This is a genomic window from Saonia flava, from assembly GCF_011927795.1.
Lineage (GTDB): Bacteria > Bacteroidota > Bacteroidia > Flavobacteriales > Flavobacteriaceae > Saonia > Saonia flava.
This window is the reverse complement of sequence record NZ_JAATJJ010000002.1, coordinates 456,428-477,881: the sequence shown is the minus strand read 5'-3', so window position 1 is coordinate 477,881 and position 21,454 is coordinate 456,428. Positions and strand designations below refer to the sequence as shown.

Annotated in this window: 19 protein-coding genes; 9 read left to right on the top strand and 10 right to left on the bottom strand. The window is 35.6% G+C overall.

Translation table 11 applies throughout. From position 1 onward, the window contains the following. Positions 1 to 12: 12 nt before the first annotated feature. The 3 genes from GGR42_RS14240 to GGR42_RS14230 all read right to left on the bottom strand — a co-directional run bounded on the left by GGR42_RS14240 (position 13) and on the right by GGR42_RS14230 (position 2,690). Complete coding sequence (locus GGR42_RS14240; protein ID WP_167965380.1) at positions 13 to 774, bottom strand: SDR family NAD(P)-dependent oxidoreductase; 762 nt, start codon at positions 772 to 774, stop codon at positions 13 to 15. A gap of 177 nt (positions 775 to 951) precedes the next feature. Then, positions 952 to 1,785 (bottom strand): sugar phosphate isomerase/epimerase family protein, encoded by an 834-nt coding sequence (locus GGR42_RS14235; RefSeq protein WP_167965378.1) that lies wholly within the window; start codon positions 1,783 to 1,785, stop codon positions 952 to 954. Positions 1,786 to 1,817: 32 nt separating this feature from the next. Continuing rightward, positions 1,818 to 2,690, bottom strand: a complete 873-nt coding sequence (locus GGR42_RS14230) for an alpha/beta hydrolase (RefSeq protein ID WP_167965376.1) — start codon at positions 2,688 to 2,690, stop codon at positions 1,818 to 1,820. 166 nt (positions 2,691 to 2,856) lie between these two features. Here GGR42_RS14230 and GGR42_RS14225 point away from each other — a divergent pair, with 166 nt between their 5' ends. Then, the gene (locus tag GGR42_RS14225; RefSeq protein WP_167965374.1) at positions 2,857 to 3,813 is read left to right on the top strand and encodes a sugar phosphate isomerase/epimerase family protein; all 957 of its coding nucleotides are present in this window, start codon (positions 2,857 to 2,859) and stop codon (positions 3,811 to 3,813) included. Here GGR42_RS14225 and GGR42_RS14220 read toward each other — a convergent pair whose 3' ends face one another. Then, entirely contained in the window at positions 3,814 to 6,204 is a 2,391-nt protein-coding gene (locus GGR42_RS14220; RefSeq protein WP_167965372.1) for an alpha-L-rhamnosidase-related protein, read from the bottom strand. 90 nt (positions 6,205 to 6,294) lie between these two features. On the opposite strand from GGR42_RS14220, the gene mazG reads away from it, so the two are divergent. Then, entirely contained in the window at positions 6,295 to 7,068 is a 774-nt protein-coding gene (gene mazG, locus GGR42_RS14215) for a nucleoside triphosphate pyrophosphohydrolase (RefSeq protein WP_167965370.1), read from the top strand. Between the two features lie 61 nt (positions 7,069 to 7,129). Here mazG and GGR42_RS14210 read toward each other — a convergent pair whose 3' ends face one another. Together GGR42_RS14210 and GGR42_RS14205 are read right to left on the bottom strand one after the other, a co-directional pair. Further along, complete coding sequence (locus tag GGR42_RS14210) at positions 7,130 to 7,555, bottom strand: response regulator (RefSeq protein ID WP_167965368.1); 426 nt, start codon at positions 7,553 to 7,555, stop codon at positions 7,130 to 7,132. A 1-nt stretch (position 7,556) separates the two neighbouring features. Continuing rightward, positions 7,557 to 10,910 carry a PAS domain S-box protein gene (locus GGR42_RS14205; protein WP_167965366.1) on the bottom strand — a complete coding sequence of 1,118 codons (3,354 nt, stop codon included), beginning with the start codon at positions 10,908 to 10,910 and terminating at the stop codon, positions 7,557 to 7,559. Between the two features lie 425 nt (positions 10,911 to 11,335). Here GGR42_RS14205 and GGR42_RS14200 point away from each other — a divergent pair, with 425 nt between their 5' ends. The 4 genes from GGR42_RS14200 to GGR42_RS14185 are packed head-to-tail and all read left to right on the top strand — an operon-like array spanning position 11,336 to position 15,228. Then, complete coding sequence (locus GGR42_RS14200; protein WP_167965364.1) at positions 11,336 to 12,763, top strand: MATE family efflux transporter; 1,428 nt, start codon at positions 11,336 to 11,338, stop codon at positions 12,761 to 12,763. Between the two features lie 13 nt (positions 12,764 to 12,776). Beyond that, positions 12,777 to 13,004 (top strand): hypothetical protein, encoded by a 228-nt coding sequence (locus GGR42_RS14195; protein ID WP_167965362.1) that lies wholly within the window; start codon positions 12,777 to 12,779, stop codon positions 13,002 to 13,004. Beyond that, the gene (locus GGR42_RS14190; protein ID WP_167965360.1) at positions 13,004 to 13,573 is read left to right on the top strand and encodes a phosphatase PAP2 family protein; all 570 of its coding nucleotides are present in this window, start codon (positions 13,004 to 13,006) and stop codon (positions 13,571 to 13,573) included. Before GGR42_RS14195 ends, GGR42_RS14190 begins: the two co-directional genes overlap by 1 nt. Then, positions 13,570 to 15,228: an ArnT family glycosyltransferase gene (locus GGR42_RS14185; protein ID WP_167965358.1), complete on the top strand. Its 1,659-nt coding sequence runs from the start codon at positions 13,570 to 13,572 to the stop codon at positions 15,226 to 15,228. The genes GGR42_RS14190 and GGR42_RS14185 overlap by 4 nt, the downstream gene beginning before the upstream one ends. Here the strand turns inward: GGR42_RS14185 and GGR42_RS14180 are convergent. From GGR42_RS14180 to GGR42_RS14165, 4 genes are read right to left on the bottom strand one after another with little or no spacing between them, the layout of a single operon-like run. Beyond that, positions 15,225 to 16,097, bottom strand: coding sequence for a lysylphosphatidylglycerol synthase transmembrane domain-containing protein (locus GGR42_RS14180; protein WP_167965356.1), 873 nt, complete (start codon positions 16,095 to 16,097; stop codon positions 15,225 to 15,227). The two genes, GGR42_RS14185 and GGR42_RS14180, sit on opposite strands and share 4 nt — an antisense overlap. After that, complete coding sequence (locus tag GGR42_RS14175) at positions 16,081 to 17,040, bottom strand: glycosyltransferase family 2 protein (RefSeq protein ID WP_167965354.1); 960 nt, start codon at positions 17,038 to 17,040, stop codon at positions 16,081 to 16,083. Before GGR42_RS14175 ends, GGR42_RS14180 begins: the two co-directional genes overlap by 17 nt. Positions 17,041 to 17,078: 38 nt before the next feature. After that, positions 17,079 to 18,122, bottom strand: coding sequence for a methylmalonyl Co-A mutase-associated GTPase MeaB (gene meaB / locus GGR42_RS14170; RefSeq protein WP_167965352.1), 1,044 nt, complete (start codon positions 18,120 to 18,122; stop codon positions 17,079 to 17,081). Positions 18,123 to 18,124: 2 nt separating this feature from the next. Continuing rightward, the gene (locus GGR42_RS14165; RefSeq protein WP_167965350.1) at positions 18,125 to 18,685 is read right to left on the bottom strand and encodes a DUF2911 domain-containing protein; all 561 of its coding nucleotides are present in this window, start codon (positions 18,683 to 18,685) and stop codon (positions 18,125 to 18,127) included. A 181-nt stretch (positions 18,686 to 18,866) separates the two neighbouring features. Between GGR42_RS14165 and GGR42_RS14160 the strand changes: the two genes are divergently transcribed. The 3 genes from GGR42_RS14160 to GGR42_RS14150 are packed head-to-tail and all read left to right on the top strand — an operon-like array spanning position 18,867 to position 21,439. Next, positions 18,867 to 19,409 (top strand): RNA polymerase sigma factor, encoded by a 543-nt coding sequence (locus GGR42_RS14160; RefSeq protein ID WP_167965348.1) that lies wholly within the window; start codon positions 18,867 to 18,869, stop codon positions 19,407 to 19,409. Next, positions 19,393 to 19,977 (top strand): hypothetical protein, encoded by a 585-nt coding sequence (locus GGR42_RS14155; RefSeq protein ID WP_167965346.1) that lies wholly within the window; start codon positions 19,393 to 19,395, stop codon positions 19,975 to 19,977. Before GGR42_RS14160 ends, GGR42_RS14155 begins: the two co-directional genes overlap by 17 nt. Beyond that, entirely contained in the window at positions 19,949 to 21,439 is a 1,491-nt protein-coding gene (locus tag GGR42_RS14150; RefSeq protein WP_167965344.1) for a hypothetical protein, read from the top strand. The genes GGR42_RS14155 and GGR42_RS14150 overlap by 29 nt, the downstream gene beginning before the upstream one ends. The last annotated feature ends 15 nt before the right edge of the window (positions 21,440 to 21,454 follow it).

Below are 21,454 nucleotides of genomic sequence, written 5' to 3'. Positions count from 1 at the left end.
GTATTTCAGTCTTTACAAAAAGATACCTCCCGCGACTTCAATACGTTGCCCGTTAATCCATTTGGCATCATCTGAGCATAAAAAAGTTACAACACCTCCAATATCCTCTGCTTCTCCGACTCTTCCTAAGGCTGTAAAGTTGGCCACTGCATTCCTTTTCTGTTCGTTTGTTTTATTTTCTCCACCACCAAAATCTGTGGCTATGGCTCCAGGGGCAACTACATTAGCTCCAATCTTTCTTGGTGCCAATTCCTTTGCTAGGTAGCGTGTAAAAACCTCCACCGCGCCTTTTGCAGATGCATACGCAGATGAATTGGGAAAGGAGAACCTTGCCAAGCCCGATGAGATGTTAATTATTCGACCCCCTTCATTTATCATGGGAATAGCTTTTTGGGTCAAAAAATAAACGCCCTTAAAATGCACGTTAATCATTTCGTCAAAATCTTCTTCTGTTGTTTCTAAATATGGTTTGTAGATACCTGTACCAGCATTATTAATCAGAAAATCAAAATGAGTAGCATTGAATTTTTCTTGCAAACCATTTTTTAGTTCTTCAAAGAAATTGGAATGATTAGCAACTGTTGAAACGTCCAGTTGAAGTACTAAGCCTTTTTGCCCCTCTTTTTCTATTTCTTCAACAACCTCATCCGCAGCAGATTTGTTTCTGTTATAAGTAATGATTACATCTATTCCTTTTTTGGAAAGATTAATAGCCATATCCCTGCCCAGACCACGACTACCCCCTGTTACTAATGCAATTTTATTGTTTGACATATTAAATGTTTTTAATTTATACAAAGATCGGTAGAAACTTTAACGCAAGTGAAGCCGTATCTATGATTGTTGTAGCCTAAATTAGATTTCAACATTCACCAATCATCAACTTTTAATGAATATCAAAAAAGACCGAACAATTGCTCGGTCTTTTTTAATCTAAAAAAATGAATTCGATTATAACTTATCCATGAACGCAAGATTATGAATCATGCTATCAATAGGCGCACCTGCATATTCTTCTTGTTCTATAAAGATATGTTTTACACCAGAGAGTTTTTGGTTGGCCATCATCAATGGAATGTCCAGACCACCTTTTCCAAATTCTGTACTTTCCTTGTGGGCCATGTCCATATCCTTTAAGTGCCATAACGGAAAACGGCCTTCGTACTTCTTAAAATAATCTATTGGATCTTTACCAGCGACGATGACCCAACCTAAATCTAGTTCCATATGTACCAAATCAGGTTGCGTATTATCCATCAAAACATCATAAAGTATTTGTCCGTTATCGGATTCATATTCATATTCATGGTTGTGATATCCAAAATGAATACCCATTTTTTCGCACTTTTCACCTGCTTTATTAAAAGCCTCAGCGACGCTTTTATAGTTATCCACAGTTTGCCCTCTAGTGGGCATGGTAGAACAAATAAGATATTCTTGACCTGATTCTACAGCTTCTTCCACAGTTTTGTCAAAATTCTTATCTAAATGTACATGGCCACTAACAAGGCTCATGCCCAAATCGGTACAAACAGTTTTCATTTCTTTGGGTGAAAGTCCATAGTAATGTCCTTTTCCACTTCGTGCAGTTTCAATTTTTTTAATACCTATTTCAGCAATCTTTTTTAAAGTTCCAATGGCATCTTTGGCCATTTCGTCCCTAAACGTGTACAACTGTACTCCTAGCCCCCCCTTTGCTCCAGGTGCAAGAGCACATGACGGTAGTAATACTGTACCTGCACTAAAAATAGCGGACTGAATTAAAAAATCTCTTCTTGTTGCCATAATTGTTTTGGTTGGTTATTAATTGGTTGTTTTTATTTGGTATTTGTAATGCCTTCAGCTAAAGACCAATCATAAAAGCGTTCTATCCAGGAGTCGGAGGGAAGATTTTGTGTGCGCATACCAAAACCATGTCCCCCTTTGGAGTACATATGTAGTCCTACGATTTTACCTGCAGAAAGCCAGTCAGAGTATAGTTTGGCACTCCCAGGAGCTAAACCGAGGGGGTCATCTGAAGCACAGATCACCAACATTGGTGGGGCATCATTTGGGACAGTATATTCACCCATCACCGTCATCCAAGGATATACGGGCACTAGAAAATCTGGTCTATTTTCCTTTGTGTAATTAAAGGCTACTCCCATAGTTACCGCACCACCAGCTGAAAAGCCCATAAAGCCAATTTTGGTGGTATCTATATTATATTTCATGGCGTTTTGGCGAACATGGCTTATCGCATTGAGACCATCTTGCCATGAAAGTGGAAGTACCTGTTGTACATTTTTAAAAATTGAGTTGGGATTGGTTGTCCCGGCATCCGTTATTTCTTTTACCCCATCTTCACCGGTAGGAACCAATCTGTACTTAAGTACAAATGCAGTGATTCCTTTTTTGTTCAGCCATTTTGCTACATCATCACCCTCACTAAGAATACTTAGGGCATAGAGCCCCCCTCCTGGAGCCACAATAACAGCGGTACCATTTGGATTTTCTGGTCTAAATACTTCCATAGTTGGGATAGAGACATTGGTAACCACCTGGGTTTGCCATATGTTGGAAAAATATTCCTTTTCATTGCCTTCCCACACAGCAGAAGTTTCTTGGCCATTGGGTAATTTTATAATTTCTTGGGATAATCCAAGATGTGTCATGAATAGAAGAAGAAAAAGTATTTTAAGGGTTTTCATTTAAAAAAACATTTTTTGTTAAGTTGAGTTAAGATACAATTTTTTAAAGTTGAAATAAAAAGAGGGTAAAAAACTTAACATATTCTATGTTTAACTATGTTAAAGTTTAATTTTTGCTAATCGGATTAATTCGTAAATTGGGTTTTTAAGTAAATTGAATCTTTAAATGGAACGTAGAAAATTTATTAAATCATCTGCATCAGCAGCGGCAGCAACTGCACTACCAATACAACTTTTTTCTGCAGGAACTTCTAACACTGCCGAACGGAAATTCAGGATTTGTTTAAACCCAGGAACCATAGGTGTAAGAGCAAGTTTACAGGAATCATTGGATTATGCCATAAAATATGGATACGAGTCCATTGTGTCCTCCCCTAAAGAGTTAATGGGATATTCTTCGGGACAGATAGATGAGTTAAATGCCAAAATGAAGGAAAACAACATTGGTTGGGGGTCCACCAATATTCCTGTTGAGTATAGACAAGGCAAAACAAAATTCCATGAAGACTTTAAAGGGCTCAGGGAACATTGTAAAGCTTTGGAAAAAGTTGGGGCAACCCGTATGAACACTTGGATTATTTCTACGCACAATGAACTTACCTATAACGAGAACATGAAACAACATGCTTACCGTTTAGGTGAGTGTGTTCGGGTGATGAAAGATTATGGGATTAGTCTTGGGTTGGAGTATTTGGGTATGCGGACATTAATGACCATGGGAAGGTATCCTTTTATTGGCTCTATGAAAGAGGGTAAAGAACTAATTGAAGAAATTGGGGAAAGCAATGTAGGGTTTGTATTGGATTCCTTTCACTGGTACACTGCCAATGATACTATTGATGACATTAGAAGTTTAACTCCAGAAGACATTATTACAGTTGATTTAAATGATGCCCGTTCAGGTTTTAAACGTGTGGACCAACAAGATGGAAAGAGAGAATTGCCATTGGTAACTGGAGTTATTAATTTAAAGGATTTCTTACAAGGTTTAATTGATATTGGGTACGATGGTCCAGTAAGAACAGAACCTTTTAATCAAGTATTGAATGACATGGAGAACGATGAAGCTCTTAAAATAAATATGGAAGCCATCAAAAAATCATTGGCTCTAGTCGGGTTGTAGTTATTTTAGATTTATAGTATTGGATCCACCTTGTAATGTTATCTTATTACCTTTCCATACAAAAGTTCCTGTTAATTCCTGTGGAATGAGTATTTCTCCCGCCAACCCATCAGAACCTTTCTTTTTTAGGCTTACGGAGATAGTCCCCAATTGATGGGGGACCGAACCTTCAACCCATTCCAAATCTCCTAAATTGGGAGTAATTGTGACTGACTTAAACCCTGCTTCGGCTGGTTTTATACCACATACCAAGGACAAGAAATAGTATACTGGTGATGCACTCCATGCATGACAATCAGAACGTGTTGGGTCTGGCTTTTCAGCAAAAGTGGTCAACCCTAAATCCAGCATATTTTCCCAAGGTTTTAAGGAAGCAATATAATCTGATGCCATTCCAGCTTTTTCCATGGCTTCCGTCAAATAAAAACTGTAATAGTAGGTGCATTTTGCAATGCCTGGGTTTCTTAAAATTTTGTTTAGCACATTCTTGTTTTCATCTCTTGGAAAAATATTGGTCAATATGCCCAATGCATTTGCATGCTGACTAAAATTATTTTTTTTAGGAGTGTCTGCCAATATTCCTTCTTCCGGAACAAAGCAGTTTTTATATACGGAAGTTTTTATTTTTTCGGCCAAGGAATTGTACTCCCTCGCTTTTTCAATGAAGCCAAAAGCGGTCAATAATTCCGAGGCTTTTTGTAATGTGTAAACGTACTGTAAACTTATTATTGTTGAGTTTCCAAATTGTGCACCAGACGGTACTCCTGAAGTCCAATTATCATCTGGAACCCAGTCCACAAAATTCCACCATTCCATATGCCCAAGCATTTGGGTTTCATCCATGCGGTCTTCATACCATTTTAGAACATCCAATACTCCTGGAATATGGGAATTTATAAAGGTTTCATTCCCATCCAACATCCAATAATCATGGAGCATAGTAATCCAAACCAAGGAGAAGGTAGGGATTATCTGAACTTCTCGACTGGGAAATCTACTCTGTGTTAATCCAATGGGCATACGGGAATTTCCAATGGAAGCAATGGCATTTTTGAACATGGTATTGTCTCCGGTCACATAGGAAGACACCAAACATTGTATTCTAGTATCCCCTACATATTGTAATTGTTCGTAATAAGGGCAATCAAAAAAAGTTTCTCCAGAACATAAACGTTGGGTACGCCACCCTGTTTCCCATATATCTTCAAGAATGGAATAATCACTTGTAAATGTGGCCTGTTCCTTAAAGGGATATCCAGTAAAGGTGCTGTTGAAATTATGAATTAGTAGAGGTTCTTCCTTTGTTTCAATTTCCAATTCTACATAGCGGAATGTTCGCCACCAAAGTGTTGTATAGGTTCTGTTATCGCCCCCACCAGAAATAAGTATGTTTTTTGTGCCTGCTATCTGTTTGTTTTTAACTTCATTTCTGTTCTTCTTTTCACTATGAGCATCATAAAGGCTTTCAGCAAAAGTGAACTGAATTGTACTATTCTGTCCTTTTGAATAGTTGAAGGTTGGATAGGCATTGGTTAATGTTCCATGGTCCACCAATATTTTTATTTTTGAATTGGCGGGAATTTGTAGTGTCTTTTTTCCAGTGATAAAACCGTCGTGAATACCTGATAAATTGGAACGGCGAACACTTGCAAATTGCTGGGGCGTTTCTTCCATTAAGGGTATTTTTCGAGGTTGTAATATATATCTAGGGACACCTCCATATTGCTTGGTACTTTTTAAAGGCCTACCATTGTCTAACTCTTTGGCATTTTTCCAGTCAGTAGTATTAAAAGTTAAGTGTTCCCAACCCCAGGGGTGGTTTATACTTTTGAATTCTTCTCCTGGACCAACAACATAGTATCCACTTCCTACATAAGGTATGGGAGAGTAGGATGTATCTTTTTTTACCTTCCAATCTTTAGTGCTGTTAACAATGCTTTCCTTGTCACTATTTCCTTGAACAATGAGTCCTGTACTATGGGATATATTTGCCATTGGACGTTGTTCTGCAAAATTCCAAACCGTGGCGGCAATTACGTTTTTTCCCTCTTTTAAATAGGGAGCTAGGTTTAAGCTCTCAAAATTCCAATGCATTAAATCTCCCACAGCAGGACCATTGACAACATAGGTGCCGTTTACATATAGTTTATAACGATTGTCGGCAGATATATGTACAATAAACTCACTAGATACTTCATCCAATTCAAAGGATTTTCTAAAAAGGTATACGCCATATTCATTTCCCAATATATCTGGATGCGTAATCCATTTAGCTTCCCATGGATTTACCAGTAAATTGGGACTAATTTCATCCACAAGTTGTGCAGATATTTTAGGATTGATTAAAACAACTAGACAAAAAAGTAACGGAAAAATTAATGTATTTTTCATTCTGGGTAGGATATTCTTCTCTAAAATACCTAAAAAAAGAACACATACAAAACTTCCCAATAGTTGTACTTTTACAGAAATATTTTTTAAATGAATTCGAGACAGAATCAGCTACAGGCTTTTGACCGTTTACTCACAATAATGGATGAACTTAGATCTCAGTGTCCTTGGGACAAGAAACAGACCATGGAGTCTTTAAGACACCTTACCATAGAGGAAACGTATGAGCTGGGAGATGCCATACTCGACAATGATTTGGATGAGGTAAAGAAAGAGTTGGGGGATGTATTGCTACATATTGTCTTCTATGCTAAAATTGGTTCAGAAACAGATGATTTTGATATTGCGGATGTTGCAAATGGTATTTGTGAGAAGTTGATAAATCGTCACCCACATATTTATGGAGATGTGAAAGTTGAAAATGAGGAAGAGGTAAAGCAAAATTGGGAAAATATTAAACTAAAAGAAGGTAAGAACAGTGTTTTGGAAGGGGTGCCTAAAAGCCTTCCAGCACTTGTCAAAGCCAACAGAATTCAGGATAAAGTTGCGGGAGTGGGATTCGATTGGGAAAAGCCAGAGCAGGTATGGGAAAAAGTAGAAGAAGAACTATCCGAGCTTCACGAGGAAGTTAAGGATGGTGATAAAAGTAAAATTGAAGACGAGTTTGGCGACGTTCTTTTTTCTATGGTCAATTACGCTCGTTTTTTGGATATTAACCCGGAAAATGCTTTGGAGCGCACCAATAAAAAATTTATAAAACGGTTCCAATATTTAGAGGCCAAGTCAAAGGAAATAGGAAAATCCCTAAAAGAAATGACTTTGGCGGAAATGGATGTTTTTTGGGAAGAAGCAAAAAGGCTTTAAATATCCTAAAATGCGATACTTTTAGAAAGCATGCTTGTCTTTGAAATTCTTTCCAGCTTTATTATAAATCTCCATTTTTTTCCAAAGCTTCCACAATACCCAATAACTCTCCCGGCTGTATAGGTTTAATAATATAATCTGATATATCACCTATTTTGTTCGCCCTTTCTATATCTGCTGGGTCTACCGAGGAAGAGACCATGTATATGGTTATTTTTTTACCAACTCTAGGCTTTATTTTTACATACTCTTCCATAAACTGAAATCCGTCCATTACGGGCATGTTGATGTCAAGAAAGATAATATCTGGTAAATCATCATTATTGCCAATATTTTCCAGCATAAAATCCAGTGCTTTTTCTCCATCCGAAAAAGTAAGTATTTTTCTTGCCAATCCATGTGTTTTTATTGTTCTGGCGATAGTAAATTGATAAATATCATCATCATCCACTATACTTATTATAAAAGGTTTAACTATTGTTTTCATATTAAAAATTTATTGTAAAAGTTGTTCCCACGTTAATTTTGCTCGTTGCTGTAATGGTTCCCTCCAAAGATTCTATTTGGGCTTTTGTCATATATAGACCTACACCTCTGGCATCTGGATGTCTGTGAAATGTTTTATTTAGACCAAATAACTTATGGCCATGCCTTTCCAAATCTATTCCCAACCCATTATCCTTAAATTTAAGCCTTATTTGCCCTTCATTGTTTTCGGTTTCAATGAATATTTCAGGGTTGCGATCTGGAGATTTATATTTTATTGAATTGGTCATTAAATTTAAAATAATACTTTCCAAGTAAGTCCTATTGTAAAGAATTTTAGGGGCCTTGGAAAAATCTCTTTTAATCACGGTGTCCGTTTCCGATATTTGACTGGATATGATTTCCATAGTTTTACTTAAGACTTCCTCGAATGATATGTTTTCTTTTTCTTGTTTGGCCCCATCCCTAATTTTTATTGAGTCTATTAGGGTATTCAGTGTAGAATTTAGATGAAGAATAACGGTTTCAAACTTTTCAAACAAAAAAGACTTTTCTTCATGAGTTTCAGATTCTTTATATAAATGTAAAAGTGAGTTAAGATTACTTACGGGTGCGCGTAAGTTATGAGAAGTGATATGCGTAAAGTCTTCCAGTTGTTTATTTTGAACGGTAAGTTTTTTAGCTAACTTTTCAAGCCCTTCGTTAGCTTCAAGTATTTTGTTTTCTGCCACCTTCTGCTCCGTAATGTCCCTTATAGCTGCTGACACAAGCAATCCTTCCTCTGTTTGTAGAGGGCTTAAGCTTATTTGAATTGGAATTTCCTCTCCTTTTTTATTCTTTCCGAACAACTCCTTTCCTTGACCCATTTCCCTTGTTTTGGGTTGGGCAAAAAAGCCATCACGATGACCTAGGTGATTCCCTGTAAATCTTTTGGGTATTAATATTTCAACAGGCTTGTTGAGTAATTCCTTAGAGGGGTAGCCAAATAGCTTTTCCGCCTGTTTATTGATCAGCTGTATTTTTCCTTTTTCATTTACAATGACCATGGCATCTGGGGCCGACTCCAATAATCCCCTAAACTTATTTTCTGCCATTTTTTGCTGGGTAACATCTTGGCAAGTACCAATTATTTCAACAGCTTCTCCAGAATTATTTGTAATAACTTCTCCCAAAAGGTGTACAGTTTTTGTTTTTCCATCTGAAGAGATAATTCGATGTATAAAATTATTGTGAAATTTTTTCTCCTTTAAAGACTGTTGTACATAGCCTGTAACATTTTCTTGGTCATCTGGGTGAACAAAATTGAAATACGTCTCATAAGTTATATCCGTCTTGGTTTCATCCAGACCAAAGATTTGATACAAATTAGTAGACCACTTCACTGAGTTGTTAATAACATCCCATTGATAATTTCCCATCATCGTCATTTTTTCTGCAAAACTTAACAACTGATTTTTTCTTAACAACTCATTCTTTGCTTTTTTAATAGCACTAATGTCCGTTGATACGCCCAAAAAGCCTATTTTTTGCCCATTTTCATCTTTTAAAGCTGTAAGTGTCAGCAATACTGGCAATAGGGAACCGTCTTTTTTACGATAGGTCCATTCTCGGGTGTCAGATTCATTTTGAGAAGCTAATTGCAAAAAAGGATCAATATGCATAGGATCTTTTCCATATCGTTTGGATATATCTTTCCCAAATTCTATTATTTCATCCTCTAGATGATATATTTCTGGGTGCTTAATCCCTACCATTTCCGAAGTGGTGTAGCCCAATAATTCTTCAGCACCTTGGTTAAAAAGAGTAATAATCCCATCATTATCAGTGGTTACTATTGCTATGGGACCAGAGTTAAATATAGCTTTTAACTCAGTATGAGCCTTGTTTAGAGCTAGCTGTGAAATTTTTATATCATTTATATCTTGAAAGACTCCAAAAAGTCGTATGCACCTACCATTTACCATTTCTGCCTGTCCAATGGCACGTGTCCATAGAATATTTCCTTTACTGGTTACAAGCTCCACTTCAACATCATACGAAGTACCATTTTCTATTGCTTCTTTAACAACTTGGTTGATTGTGTCCCTACTTTTTCCTTCCTTAAAAAAATTAATGCCTGTTTCCAAATCTGGTTCATAATCTTCAGGAACTTCATGAATTTCACATACTATCCTACTCCAAAAAAGTTTATTTTTAATTAGATCAACTTCCCAAGTACCAATTCTAGCAACCTCATTTGTTCTGTCCAGTATACTTTCTATACGAATCTTTTCGTTCTCTTTTTCTTTTGTGTGGGTGATATCGCCAGTATGCATTAATAGTCCTCCTATGATTCCTTCAGAAACATACCAAGGACGCACATCCCAATAAATCCATTGTATAGATCCATCGGCCCGTTCAAAAGGAGCTTCATCACATACATCAATAGCACCATTTAAACACTCTTGATGGGTTTTTTTCCAATCATCTCCTATTTCTGGAAAAATATCATAATGAGAACGACCAATAATTTCCTGCCCTTCCATTTTGTAATCTCTTATCCAGCGCTGGGAAACAGCTATATAGCGCATATCATTATCAAGCATGGCAATAGCCGTAGGTGCTTGATCTATAAATATTTTATTATGTTGTTGCTGTAATTCTAAATCTGCTTTAAGATTGCTTACTTCCAGAATTTTAGCGCTAATCTCTCCTTGAGATATTGCCAATTCATTATTCTTGCTTACAAGTTCCTTATTCCTTAGATATAGTTGTTTAAAAACTGGAGATAGGACAAAAACAAACTCCCCAATAAATATTAATCCAGCAATAAGAGCAAGTAGGTATATGGTTTTTTTTAATTTTTGCAGCTTTACTTCAGCTCCGTTTTGGTATTCGCTTACTATAGCATCCATAGTCATTAAAAAAGGAGCTTCGGCCTCCAATAAGCTATCTATTGAACTTTTTACTATTTCTGGCTCAGGATTCCTTAGGATGTTTCTGCTGGCAGCCAACATTTTATTTTGATTGGGCTCAATAACTTTGAACAATGAGTCTATAATATCGCTATTATAATTCTGGTTGTTGGATGAGATTAAATAATTCTGTTTGTTTTCCCAGTCATCCGTAAGGTCTTTTAGCTGTTCAAGAGTATTTGGGGCTGGTGCGTTGTTTTGGTCATTGTCAATAAAAAGAGCAAGCTTGGCAATGTTTTGACTTAACATTCGCTGTCTTCCTGCTATATTTAATATATGGGCGTCAGATTTTTGCGAATTGATACTATTTTGAACAATCAACACTACTAGTATTATAATTAATATAATAGTAGCTAAGAACAGTATATATCTTTTTTTAATCGATTTTTTTAGTTCTTCCATTAACAATATTTTCCATAAACCACTACATATAATACAGAGCTATTTGATATATAACTTCATTGTTACAATTTATAATTTATAGTTCTAGCAGATAATTTGTTAATAGAGAAGAATTTTAAAGTTTCATCAATTTCAACAAATAATATCTGCAGCATTGTGAGGAATTATGGTTAGATATTCAAATTTAGTATAAAATTCCTACAAATCAATTGCATTTTCTTCAATTTCTTGTTGTCTATTAGTTTTAATCTAAGTACGAATTTTTAGGATATTAAATTATTTGAAAGCAATCAAGCCAACACTTTTAAATAGAAAAGGGTTTATGGATATAGTTTCCAATGCTTAATTTTTGAAATATATGCATCATTTTTTTGCTACCCAAACTATGTTTTAAAGTAATAGATCAGCGAGGTAATTTAATTTAAATGAGTAGGCCAAAAAAAGACAAGGTACTCTTATATTTGTACTTCAAAATTCCATCCTTGATACAACAGTACACAAAAGAATTTGCTTATAACTTACAACTTGCTTTTCCGGTAATTTTGGGAATGTTAGGTCACACTTTTGTAGCTTTTGCAGATAATATAATGGTAGGACAGCTGGGTACTGCGGAACTGGCAGCGGTATCTTTGGGCAATAGCTTTGTTTTTATAGCCATGTCCTTGGGCATTGGCTTTTCCACGGCAATTACACCATTAGTTGCAGAAGCGGATGGTGCAGGTAATAAAGCCGATGGAAAAAGCGCCTTAAAGCATGGTTTGGTGTTATGCACTTTGTTGGGTTTTTCCCTTTTTGGATTAATCTTACTTTTTAAGCCTATGATGTACCATATGGACCAACCGGTAGAAGTTGTGGAGCTGGCCATGCCTTATTTGGATTTGGTGGCTTTTTCACTGGTTCCCTTAATAGTTTTTCAGGCCTTTAAGCAATTTTCTGATGGTCTTTCACAGACAAAATATCCTATGTACGCAACTGTACTTGCCAACATAATAAATATTATATTAAATTATTTATTGATTTTTGGAGCCTTTGGATTTCCTAAAATGGGAATTGTGGGAGCAGCAATTGGTACTTTGGTCTCACGTTTTGTTATGGTAGCTTTTCTATGGTTTTTATTAAATAAGAAGAAAAAATTCCATGATTATGTAAGAGGCTTTAATTTCAAAAAAATTGAAAAGAAAGTAATGCAGAAAATAATCAGTCTTGGATTCCCTTCTGCTTTGCAAATGTTTTTTGAAGTGGCCATATTTACGGGCGCAATATGGTTGAGTGGGGTATTGGGCAAGAATGCCCAGGCTGCCAACCAAATTGCTTTGAACCTAAGTAGCATGACCTTTATGGTAGGGATGGGGCTTGGAGTAGCAGCGATGATTAGAGTGGGAAACCAGAAAGGACTAAAGAATTACAATGAGTTAAGACGAATGGCACAATCAATTTTCTTTTTAACACTTCTGTTGGAAATTGTTTTTGCCATTTTATTTCTATTGGGAAGACATTGGTTGCCCACTATTTATTTGGATGTAGATGATGTAGCTAACCAAATGGACAATGCGGAGGTCATATTTTTGGCAGCAAAACTATTGTTGGTAGCTGCAGTATTTCAAATTTCGGATGGAGTACAAGTCGTGGTGTTGGGAGCCTTGAGGGGATTACAAGATGTGAAAATACCAACATTGATTACTTTTATAGCCTATTGGCTAATAGGTTTTCCAATAAGTTTTTATTTGGGATTGTATACTTCGTTCAAAAGTACGGGGATATGGATAGGACTATTGGTGGGGCTCTCTGCATCGGCCATTATGTTGTATATTCGATTTAATTATCTGACCAAGAAACTAATAACTAATTATTAAAAGAAGTTAAAAAATGGAGCTTCCAAAATTTATATTGGGCGATAATACAGATTTCCCAAAAGCAATTTTCATTATTCATACAGAATACCCAAGATTTATAATCAATCTAGAAGATGATGAAGTAGAATGGTTTGAAGAATTTTCGCAGGAAGATGAGAAAGAATTGGAATCTGAAACTCAAAACCTAATTGAGGCTGCTACCGCTTTTTACGATAGGGAAGTAGCCCGATACGAAGAATAATGCTGGACACTTTACTCCAATACGACAAGGAATTGTTCTTGTGGCTCAATAATCTGGGTAGTTCTACTTGGGATGGATTTTGGATGTTTGTGACCAATAAATTAAGCTCTATTCCAGTATACTTAGCATTGCTCATTTTAACATATAAACAACTTGGATTAAAAAAAATGTTTGCCTTATTGGTTTTTGTTGCGTTGCTTATTACTGTTACGGATCAACTGTCCAATTTTTTTAAATATGGGGTGCAGCGACTGCGTCCTTGTTATGATGCCGAAGTGAATGGTTTAATGCGATTGGTAAAAAATTCTTGTGGAGGTAAATATGGATATTTTTCCGCCCACGCTGCAAATGCTTCGGCGGTGGCTTTCTTTTTTATATTTCTGTTTGGGAAGCAAGTAAAGTATTTAAAAGCGCTATTGCTTATTTGGGCACTTATGGTAGCCTATAGCAGAATATATATTGGGGTTCATTTTCCATTGGATGTATTAACGGGTATTCTAATTGGATTGATTATGAGCTGGTTATTTGCAAAGTTGTATATATTTGCAATCCACAAATTAAATCTATGATTGCAAATCTTAGGTATTGGTTTTTAATATTTCTAGTTGCTCTGGTTTATATATCAGGAATGCTTGTTACCCTTTTTGAAAATGATTCTGCACAGTTTGCTGTAATGGCCATGCGAATGGTGCAAGAGAATGATTTTATCAACCTATTCAAAGGTCCAGAAGAATACTTGGACAAACCACATATGCATTATTGGTTGGCCGCTTTATCTTTTAAAATCTTTGGAATTAATCACTGGGCATATCGCATACCTGGAATTTTAGCTTCGTTTTTAGCGGCCTATAGTTGCTATGGACTGGGAAAGCTACTCTATAACAAGAATGTTGGTAAATTAGCTGCCTTGGTTTTTCTTACCGCCCAGACGGTTGTATTGTCCAATATAGATGTAAGAACTGATGCCGTACTCACGGGATTTACCATATTTGCCATTTGGCAATTGGCCACATATATAGAAAAAAAATCCTTCTGGTCAATCGTTTTTGGCGCTTTTGGCGCGGGAATGGCATTTTCCACAAAAGGCCAAATTGCACTTCTGGTAATTGGTATTTCACTTTTATGTCATTTGTCGTATACCCGAAAATGGAAAGTTCTTTTTAGCTGGAAAGTATTGGTGGCCATTCTGGTATTTGCAATTAGCGTATCACCCATGCTATATGCTTATTACCTTCAATTTGATTTACATCCCGAGAAGATAATCAGGGGAAAAAGTGGTAGAAGTGGTATTTTCTTTATTTTTTGGGAACAAAGCTTTGAAAGGTTAAGCGGAGAAGGTCATGGTAAGAACAGCAGTGATTATTTCTTTTTCTTCCATACTTTTTTATGGGTGTTTTTGCCGTGGACGGTATTGGCCTTATTTGCCTATTGGTGGCGAGTAAAAGCATTTGTAAAACTTCGTTTTGAATACAATAAAAATTTTGAGTTTTTAACACTTGGTGGAATCTCCATTATTTTTATAATTATAAGCTTTGCCCAATTTAAGCTGCCACACTATCTAAATATAGTGATGCCCTTGTTTGCCATCTTAACGGCTTCCTATTTGCATAGTCTACATAGGTACATAAAAAAGAAAGAAATAAGAGCTTTGTTAGGGGTTCAGTATGCTATTCTGAGTATAGTTTTTATTTGTACCCTCCTTATCTGTTTTTATGTCTTTAAATTTTCCGAGCCTCAAGGGTATATAATTCTTATTATTGCCTTGATGGTAGTGGTTTATTTCTGTTTAAAACAGGAAGCAGATTATATTAGAATTGTCACTTTGTCCGTTTATAGTTGTTTATTGTTGAACGGTGTTCTCAATATGCATTTTTATCCATCGCTTTTAAAATACCAAGGAGGCTCATCCATGGCGAAAGTTATTAAAGAAAATAAGATTCCTGTCAATAAAATATATAAGACTACAAATAGGTATACTTGGGCTTTAGATTTCTATAATCAAAAACCTGTACAGATTTCTTCTTTACAGGAATTAAAAACTAAAAAAGATGTTTGGGTCTATGCGGATGACAAGGAATTGGAAGAATTAAGAAATTCCAGTATCGATTGGAACAAACAGTACTCAGTTGACCAATTTAGAATCACCCGTTTACAGGGAAAATTTTTGAAACCGACAGAAAGAAAAGGTGTTTTAAACAAGATGTACCTAGTACATTTACACTAATTGTCCGTTGTTACCAACTCTGGTTTTTTAAAATGGAAAAACAGCCCAAATAAGGATACAATTGCAGTAATTATAAAGAAGAGCATACTAATACTTATAGATGTACTTTGAATTAGTCCTAACCATAATGCCCCGTAGAGAAAAGTAACTTCCCGGCTTCCTATCCCGCCAATTGTCAATGGCAAAACAGAAATAATGGAGGAAACAAGGAAAATAAATAAATAGGGAAGGGTATTCTCTTGAATCCCCAAGGCTTTTAATATAAAGAACACGCTTACTAGCTGTGCCAATTGTACTAATGCAGAATATCCAAATGACTTCCAAAATATAGGAAGAGCATAGTTGAATAATTTTTTGTTCAGCAACCAAAAAACCAAGACACTTAAAACTAGTAGTATACCGATCAAATATTTATATTGAACAAAGAAAATATTCTCGATTTTAAAAGTGAGGATACACGCGAAAATGAACAATAACAATAATCCACTTAATCTGTCCAAAACTAAAACTGAAACCACTTTTTTGGTACCAACCTCATACTTTTTCTGAATGACATATCCTTTATAAGCATCGCCCCCAATTCCTCCGGGAAGAAATAAATTATAGAACATCCCCAGTGAATATAACTTTAGATTGCTCTTATGGGACAAAAATAAGTTTAGTTGATGAAAATATAGGTTCAATCTAAAAGCGGCAATAATTTTAGAGAGAACAAAGAACAATAGGGCAAGGGTAAAATAAAAAAGGTTCACCCGTTTTAAAGTGCCTAAAACATCTTCAAGATTTATTTTGGTAAAAATAAAATATATAAGGACGGCACTTACCAAAATTTTAAGTACTGTGAGTAGCTTTTTACGTTGTCTTGCCACCTATAGAAATGTTTTTAATTCGGTATGGCCTTTTATTCTGTGATTCGTAATAGGTTCTTATCAAAAGCTCCATTACAATACCAATGGTAAACAATTGTACTCCGGCCAATATGAACATAACACCAAATATTAATAAAGGTCTTGTTCCTATATCTTGACCAAAGCCAAATTTTATGATCAATAAATAAATATTGATCAAAATACCCAATAAAATAAGCAGTACGCCAATTATCCCAAAAAGGTGGATAGGTCTTTGAAAATATTTGCGAATGAACAACAGAAGCATCATATCTGCCACTACCTTAAAAACACGTTCCAATCCATATTTAGAAACTCCAGCGTGTCTTGCATGGTGTTTTACGGGAACTTGCTTTATTTTGGCTCCTTCAAAATGTGCCAGGAGCGTAATAAAACGATGCATTTCCCCATAAAGATTTAATTCTTTAGCTATTTCTTTGGTAAAAACCTTAAGAGCACAACCGTTATCTTGAATATCCAAACTCGATACACGTCTTACCAAAAAATTGGCAATTTTTGAGGGTATTTTTTTTATTAAGGAGTCTTTTCTTTTTTGCCTTATTCCGGTAATAACATCATATTCCCCGGTAATGGCATATTCCAACATTTGCGGAATATCACTCGGATCATTTTGTAAATCACCATCCATTGTAATGATGTATTCTCCCTCTGCATAATCTATTCCAGACGCCAGTGCAAGACTTTGTCCATAGTTTTTTTTGAGTTCAATAAGGTGCACCTTATCATCGGCCATTTTTTTTACAATGTTCCTGGTATTGTCTTTAGAAAAATCATCGATATAAATTATCTGGTAAGTATACCCAACAAGGCTTTCATGAATTTTTTCTGTAAGAAGAACTACATTATCTTCTTCATTATATAAGGGAACAACAATAGAGAGCAGGGAATTGGTAACAGGATTCATGTATTGGGTTTAATATGGCGCAAATTTAGCCTTTTTATTTAAGTTCTCTTTTTGAAAGTTTCAAGTAATTCTTCCGCTGCATTGAATGGGGAAATTTTATTCAACTGTATTTTTTGCAGCATTTTTTTAATTGATTTTTTTACCTCTTTATTTTGATAGAATTCATTTTTTAAATGCTCATCTATGGTTTGTATAAACCAGTTTTTATTTTGAAGATGTCTCTTTTCTTTAAAATAACCGTTTTGTTGAGATAGGTTTATATATTCCTCAATCATTTCCCATATTTCTTGGATTCCTTCCTTATTAATTGCCGATGATAATAAAACTTTTGGAACCCAACCACTTTTCTTGGAAGGATATAAATGCAATGCCCTTTCAAACTCTTTTTGGGCAAGTTGGGACTGTTTTACATTGGCTTCATCCGCCTTATTGATGACTAGGGCGTCGGCCATTTCCATGATTCCTCTTTTTATTCCCTGCAACTCGTCACCGGCACCTGCCAATTTTAATAATAAAAAGAAATCCACCATGCTATGCACGAGTGTCTCACTTTGGCCCACACCAACTGTTTCAATTAGAATAATGTCATAACCTGCAGCTTCACAAAGAATAATAGTTTCCCTGGTTTTTCTTCCAACGCCTCCCAAAGATTGCCCGGCAGGGGAAGGTCGTATATACGCATTGCTATCTTTTGCCAGTTCCTGCATTCTTGTTTTATCCCCTAAAATGCTTCCTTTGCTAAAGGTGCTTGTTGGGTCTACAGCAAGAACAGCTACTTTTTTGCCTAAAGAAGTCAATAATTTGCCAAAGGCTTCAATAAAAGTGCTTTTGCCTACTCCTGGAACACCCGTAATACCTATTCGAATACTATTTCCTTTTTTGGAAAGACATCTATCAATGATAATCCTGGCCATTTCTACATGTTTGGGATTGGCACTTTCTATAAGTGTAATGGCTTTTCCCAGAATTGTGGTATCACCATCGAAGATTCCTTCCATATATGAATCGGTTGTAAGGGATTCTTTCCTCAACAACTTAACTCTAGATATACTGGTTTTACTGGTGTTTTTTGTGTTTGCCAAGTTTATTTGTTAATGGGAATGCTTACTTTGGTCTTATCCCATGACAGGATAAGGTATAATTCTTCATATTCATCAAAACGTATGGTGAAGCTTTCAACGGATTCCTGTAAAGTTTCTACGGGCACTTCAATTTGCACCACATCTGTTTCTGGGTTCCTAGTGGTTTTTTTTCCACCGCTCATAATTGTAACGCCCCAATCTGGCACTTCAGAATTAAACATAATGTCCCAACTGTCCTTTTTTGGTCTTGTCCATAAAGAATAGGTTCCAGCTGGTAAATCTTTGTCAATAATTTTTATGTTGGTTTTGGTAGTAAATGTAGTAGGTTCATTTGCACCTGTTCTCCAAACTACGTCATAGGGCACTAATTCTCCAAATATAACACGTCCTTTTTTATGGGGACTGGAATATTTTACCGCTAAATCTATCCCCTTTTTTGCATAGACGGATGTTGTTTCAGGACTATGTACCTTGGTTTGTTTTTGCGCATAGGGCATGCCCACAAAAACTACAAGTAGGATAAGTACCGCCAGAACAATAAGTGTCCATTTTAGATATTTCATGATGTTTGTTTTTTTTTGAAATTTTACTACTTCTAAATTACAAAACCTATTTTTAATAGCAGATTTATCCCCCATGGTTTCTAGACATTACCCAGTAGGTTGTAATTTTTTTTGAAACATTGATTTTTTTTTATCGTCCTTATAAGGACAAACAACAATAACCAAAGAATGAAACGGCTAGATGTTTCAAATTGAATTAGTAGAACAGTGCAAGGCTAACAACCGTAAAGCTCAAGTAAAGCTATACAGACAATACTGTGATGGTATGTATTGCGTTGCTATGCGCTTTTTGAAAAACGAAGACGATGCTGAAGATGTATTGCAGGAATCTTTTGTAAAGGCATTTCAAAAAATACATCAGTTTAAAGGGGAGGTAACCTTTGGAGCGTGGTTAAAACGAATAGTAATTAATAAAAGTCTGGATTTTTTAAAATCCAAACATGAGAAAATGGTGGAACTGGATGAAACGTATATGCAAGTGGCGGAAGATGATGACTGGACTATAGATGATGGGGTTTCGGTAGATGAGGTATTGTCAGAAATTGAAGGTTTGCCAGAAAAGTACAAACACGTTGTACAATTGTTTTTGGTTGAAGGATATGATCACAGTGAAATATCCCAAATTTTAAACCTTACAGAAAATACATGCCGTACAAGGTTATTACGTGGAAAAGGACATTTAAGGGAATCTCTAAAAAAGAAAAATTATGGCACAGGATCTTAGAGAATTGTTAAGGCAAAAAAGAGAAAAGGATAGGTTTCCTATGAAAGAAGGGCATGAGGCACGTTTTCTGAAACTTTTGGACAAAGAACTTCCAAGAACGAAGGGACATTCCTTCTTTTGGCTAAAAATTGCGGCTTCATTACTTGTTTTGATAAGTATTGGCGCTTATATGCTTAATAAAGGAGGGAATGATGCAATACCTACACCTACCACAGTTGTGGATAAAGGGAATACAGAAAGAAGTGATTTTTCCCTTGGGGATTTGTCTCCGGACCTAAAAAAAGTAGAGAATTATTATGTTACCAATATCAATATAGAGCTGTCCAAATTGGAACTTTCTTATGAAAATAAGGATATGGTAGACAGTTTTATGGAGCGTTTGGAGGAACTAAATGATGCCTATGAGATATTGAATCTTGAGTTAAATGATATAGGCCCCAATGATCAGACTATATCTGCATTGATTAAGAATTTGCAATTACGGTTGCAATTATTACAGAAATTAAAAAGTGAATTAAATCAATTAAAAAAATCAAAAAATGAGCAAATTGAGACAAGTACTATTTAAATCGGTTCCTATTCTTCTATTCTTTTTTGCCCTAGGAGTTTATGGACAAAAAGAAAGCAAGACATTTAAAGAAACCTTTAAGGTAGGTGAGGAAGCAGTGGTAAACATTAATACTTCACATGTGGATATTGAGTTTGAAACGTGGGATAAAAATGAGGTTCTAGTGGAGGCCACTATAGAATTGGAAGGTGCTACCGCTGAAGAAGCCAAAAAATATTTTGAGAACAATCCTTTAAAAATAATGGGCAGTAGCAGCACTATTGAAATAAGTACTAAAAATACACCTTCAACAATTTTTACAAGTGCAAATAACGATTGGGGAGATTTTGATATTGAAATCCCCAATATGGAGCATTTTTTATTGGATATTCCCGAGCTTTCTGAAATGCCAGAAATAGCTGAAGTAATGGAATTGGCCGAAATAGCTCCTATGCCTCCATTACCTGCTATGCCCCCTATGGCTAAGTTTGATTATAAGGCCTATAAAAAAGATGGAGATAAATATTTAAAAAAGTGGAAAAAAGAATTTGACAAAAGCTTTGATGAGGATTATCAAAAGAAGATGGAAGAGTGGAGTGAAAGAATGGATGAGAAAAGAGAAGAGCTGGAAATTCGCCGTGATGAAATGAGGGAGAAGAGAGAAGAGGAAATGGAAAAACGTAGGGAAGCTTTAGAGTTAAGAAGAGATGAGATGGAAGCCCGTAGAGATGAAATGATGGTTCAAAGGGATGCTATGAGGGAACAGCAACAGGCTTTGCGAAATGTTCAAAGAAGTTTTTTTATTTCTAGGGATAATAATGAGGATAGCCATCCAAGCATTTTTTACTTTTCGTCTGATGGGGAGAAAAAAAATTATAAGGTCAAAAAAACCATTAAGATTAAAATGCCAAAGTCCGTTAAGTTAAAAATGAATGTGAGGCACGGAGAAGTAAAATTGGCAGAAAACACAAAAAACATCAATGCAACCTTGACTTATTCAAGGTTGCTTGGTGCTACCATTGATGGGAACGCAACTATTATAAATGCATCTTACTCACCTGTAAGCATTCAAAAATGGAACCATGGCAAGCTAAAAGCTGATTATTCTGAATATGTGAATTTAAAACAGGTAAAGGATTTGAATATGAGCGGTATATCATCTAATATCACTATTGACGAATTGCTTCATACTGCATTTATAAAGAACAATTTGGGGTCTTTGGTAATAAACTCTGTTTCCAATGGGTTTAAGAATATGAATATTTCTGTAGAACACGGAGAGGTAAAATGTAACATGCCATCTGCTCCATTTGCTATTACTGTAACAGGTACGGGGTCAAATTTAATAGCGCCTACGGTTCTTACTTTGAATAGAACCAAAAAGAACAATACAACTGTAAATAAAGGGTATCATATTAGTGGAGATACCAATAAATCTATAGTCATCAGTTCTAAATATAGCAAAGTAGTATTAGATAAATAATTACTTTAAAATCCC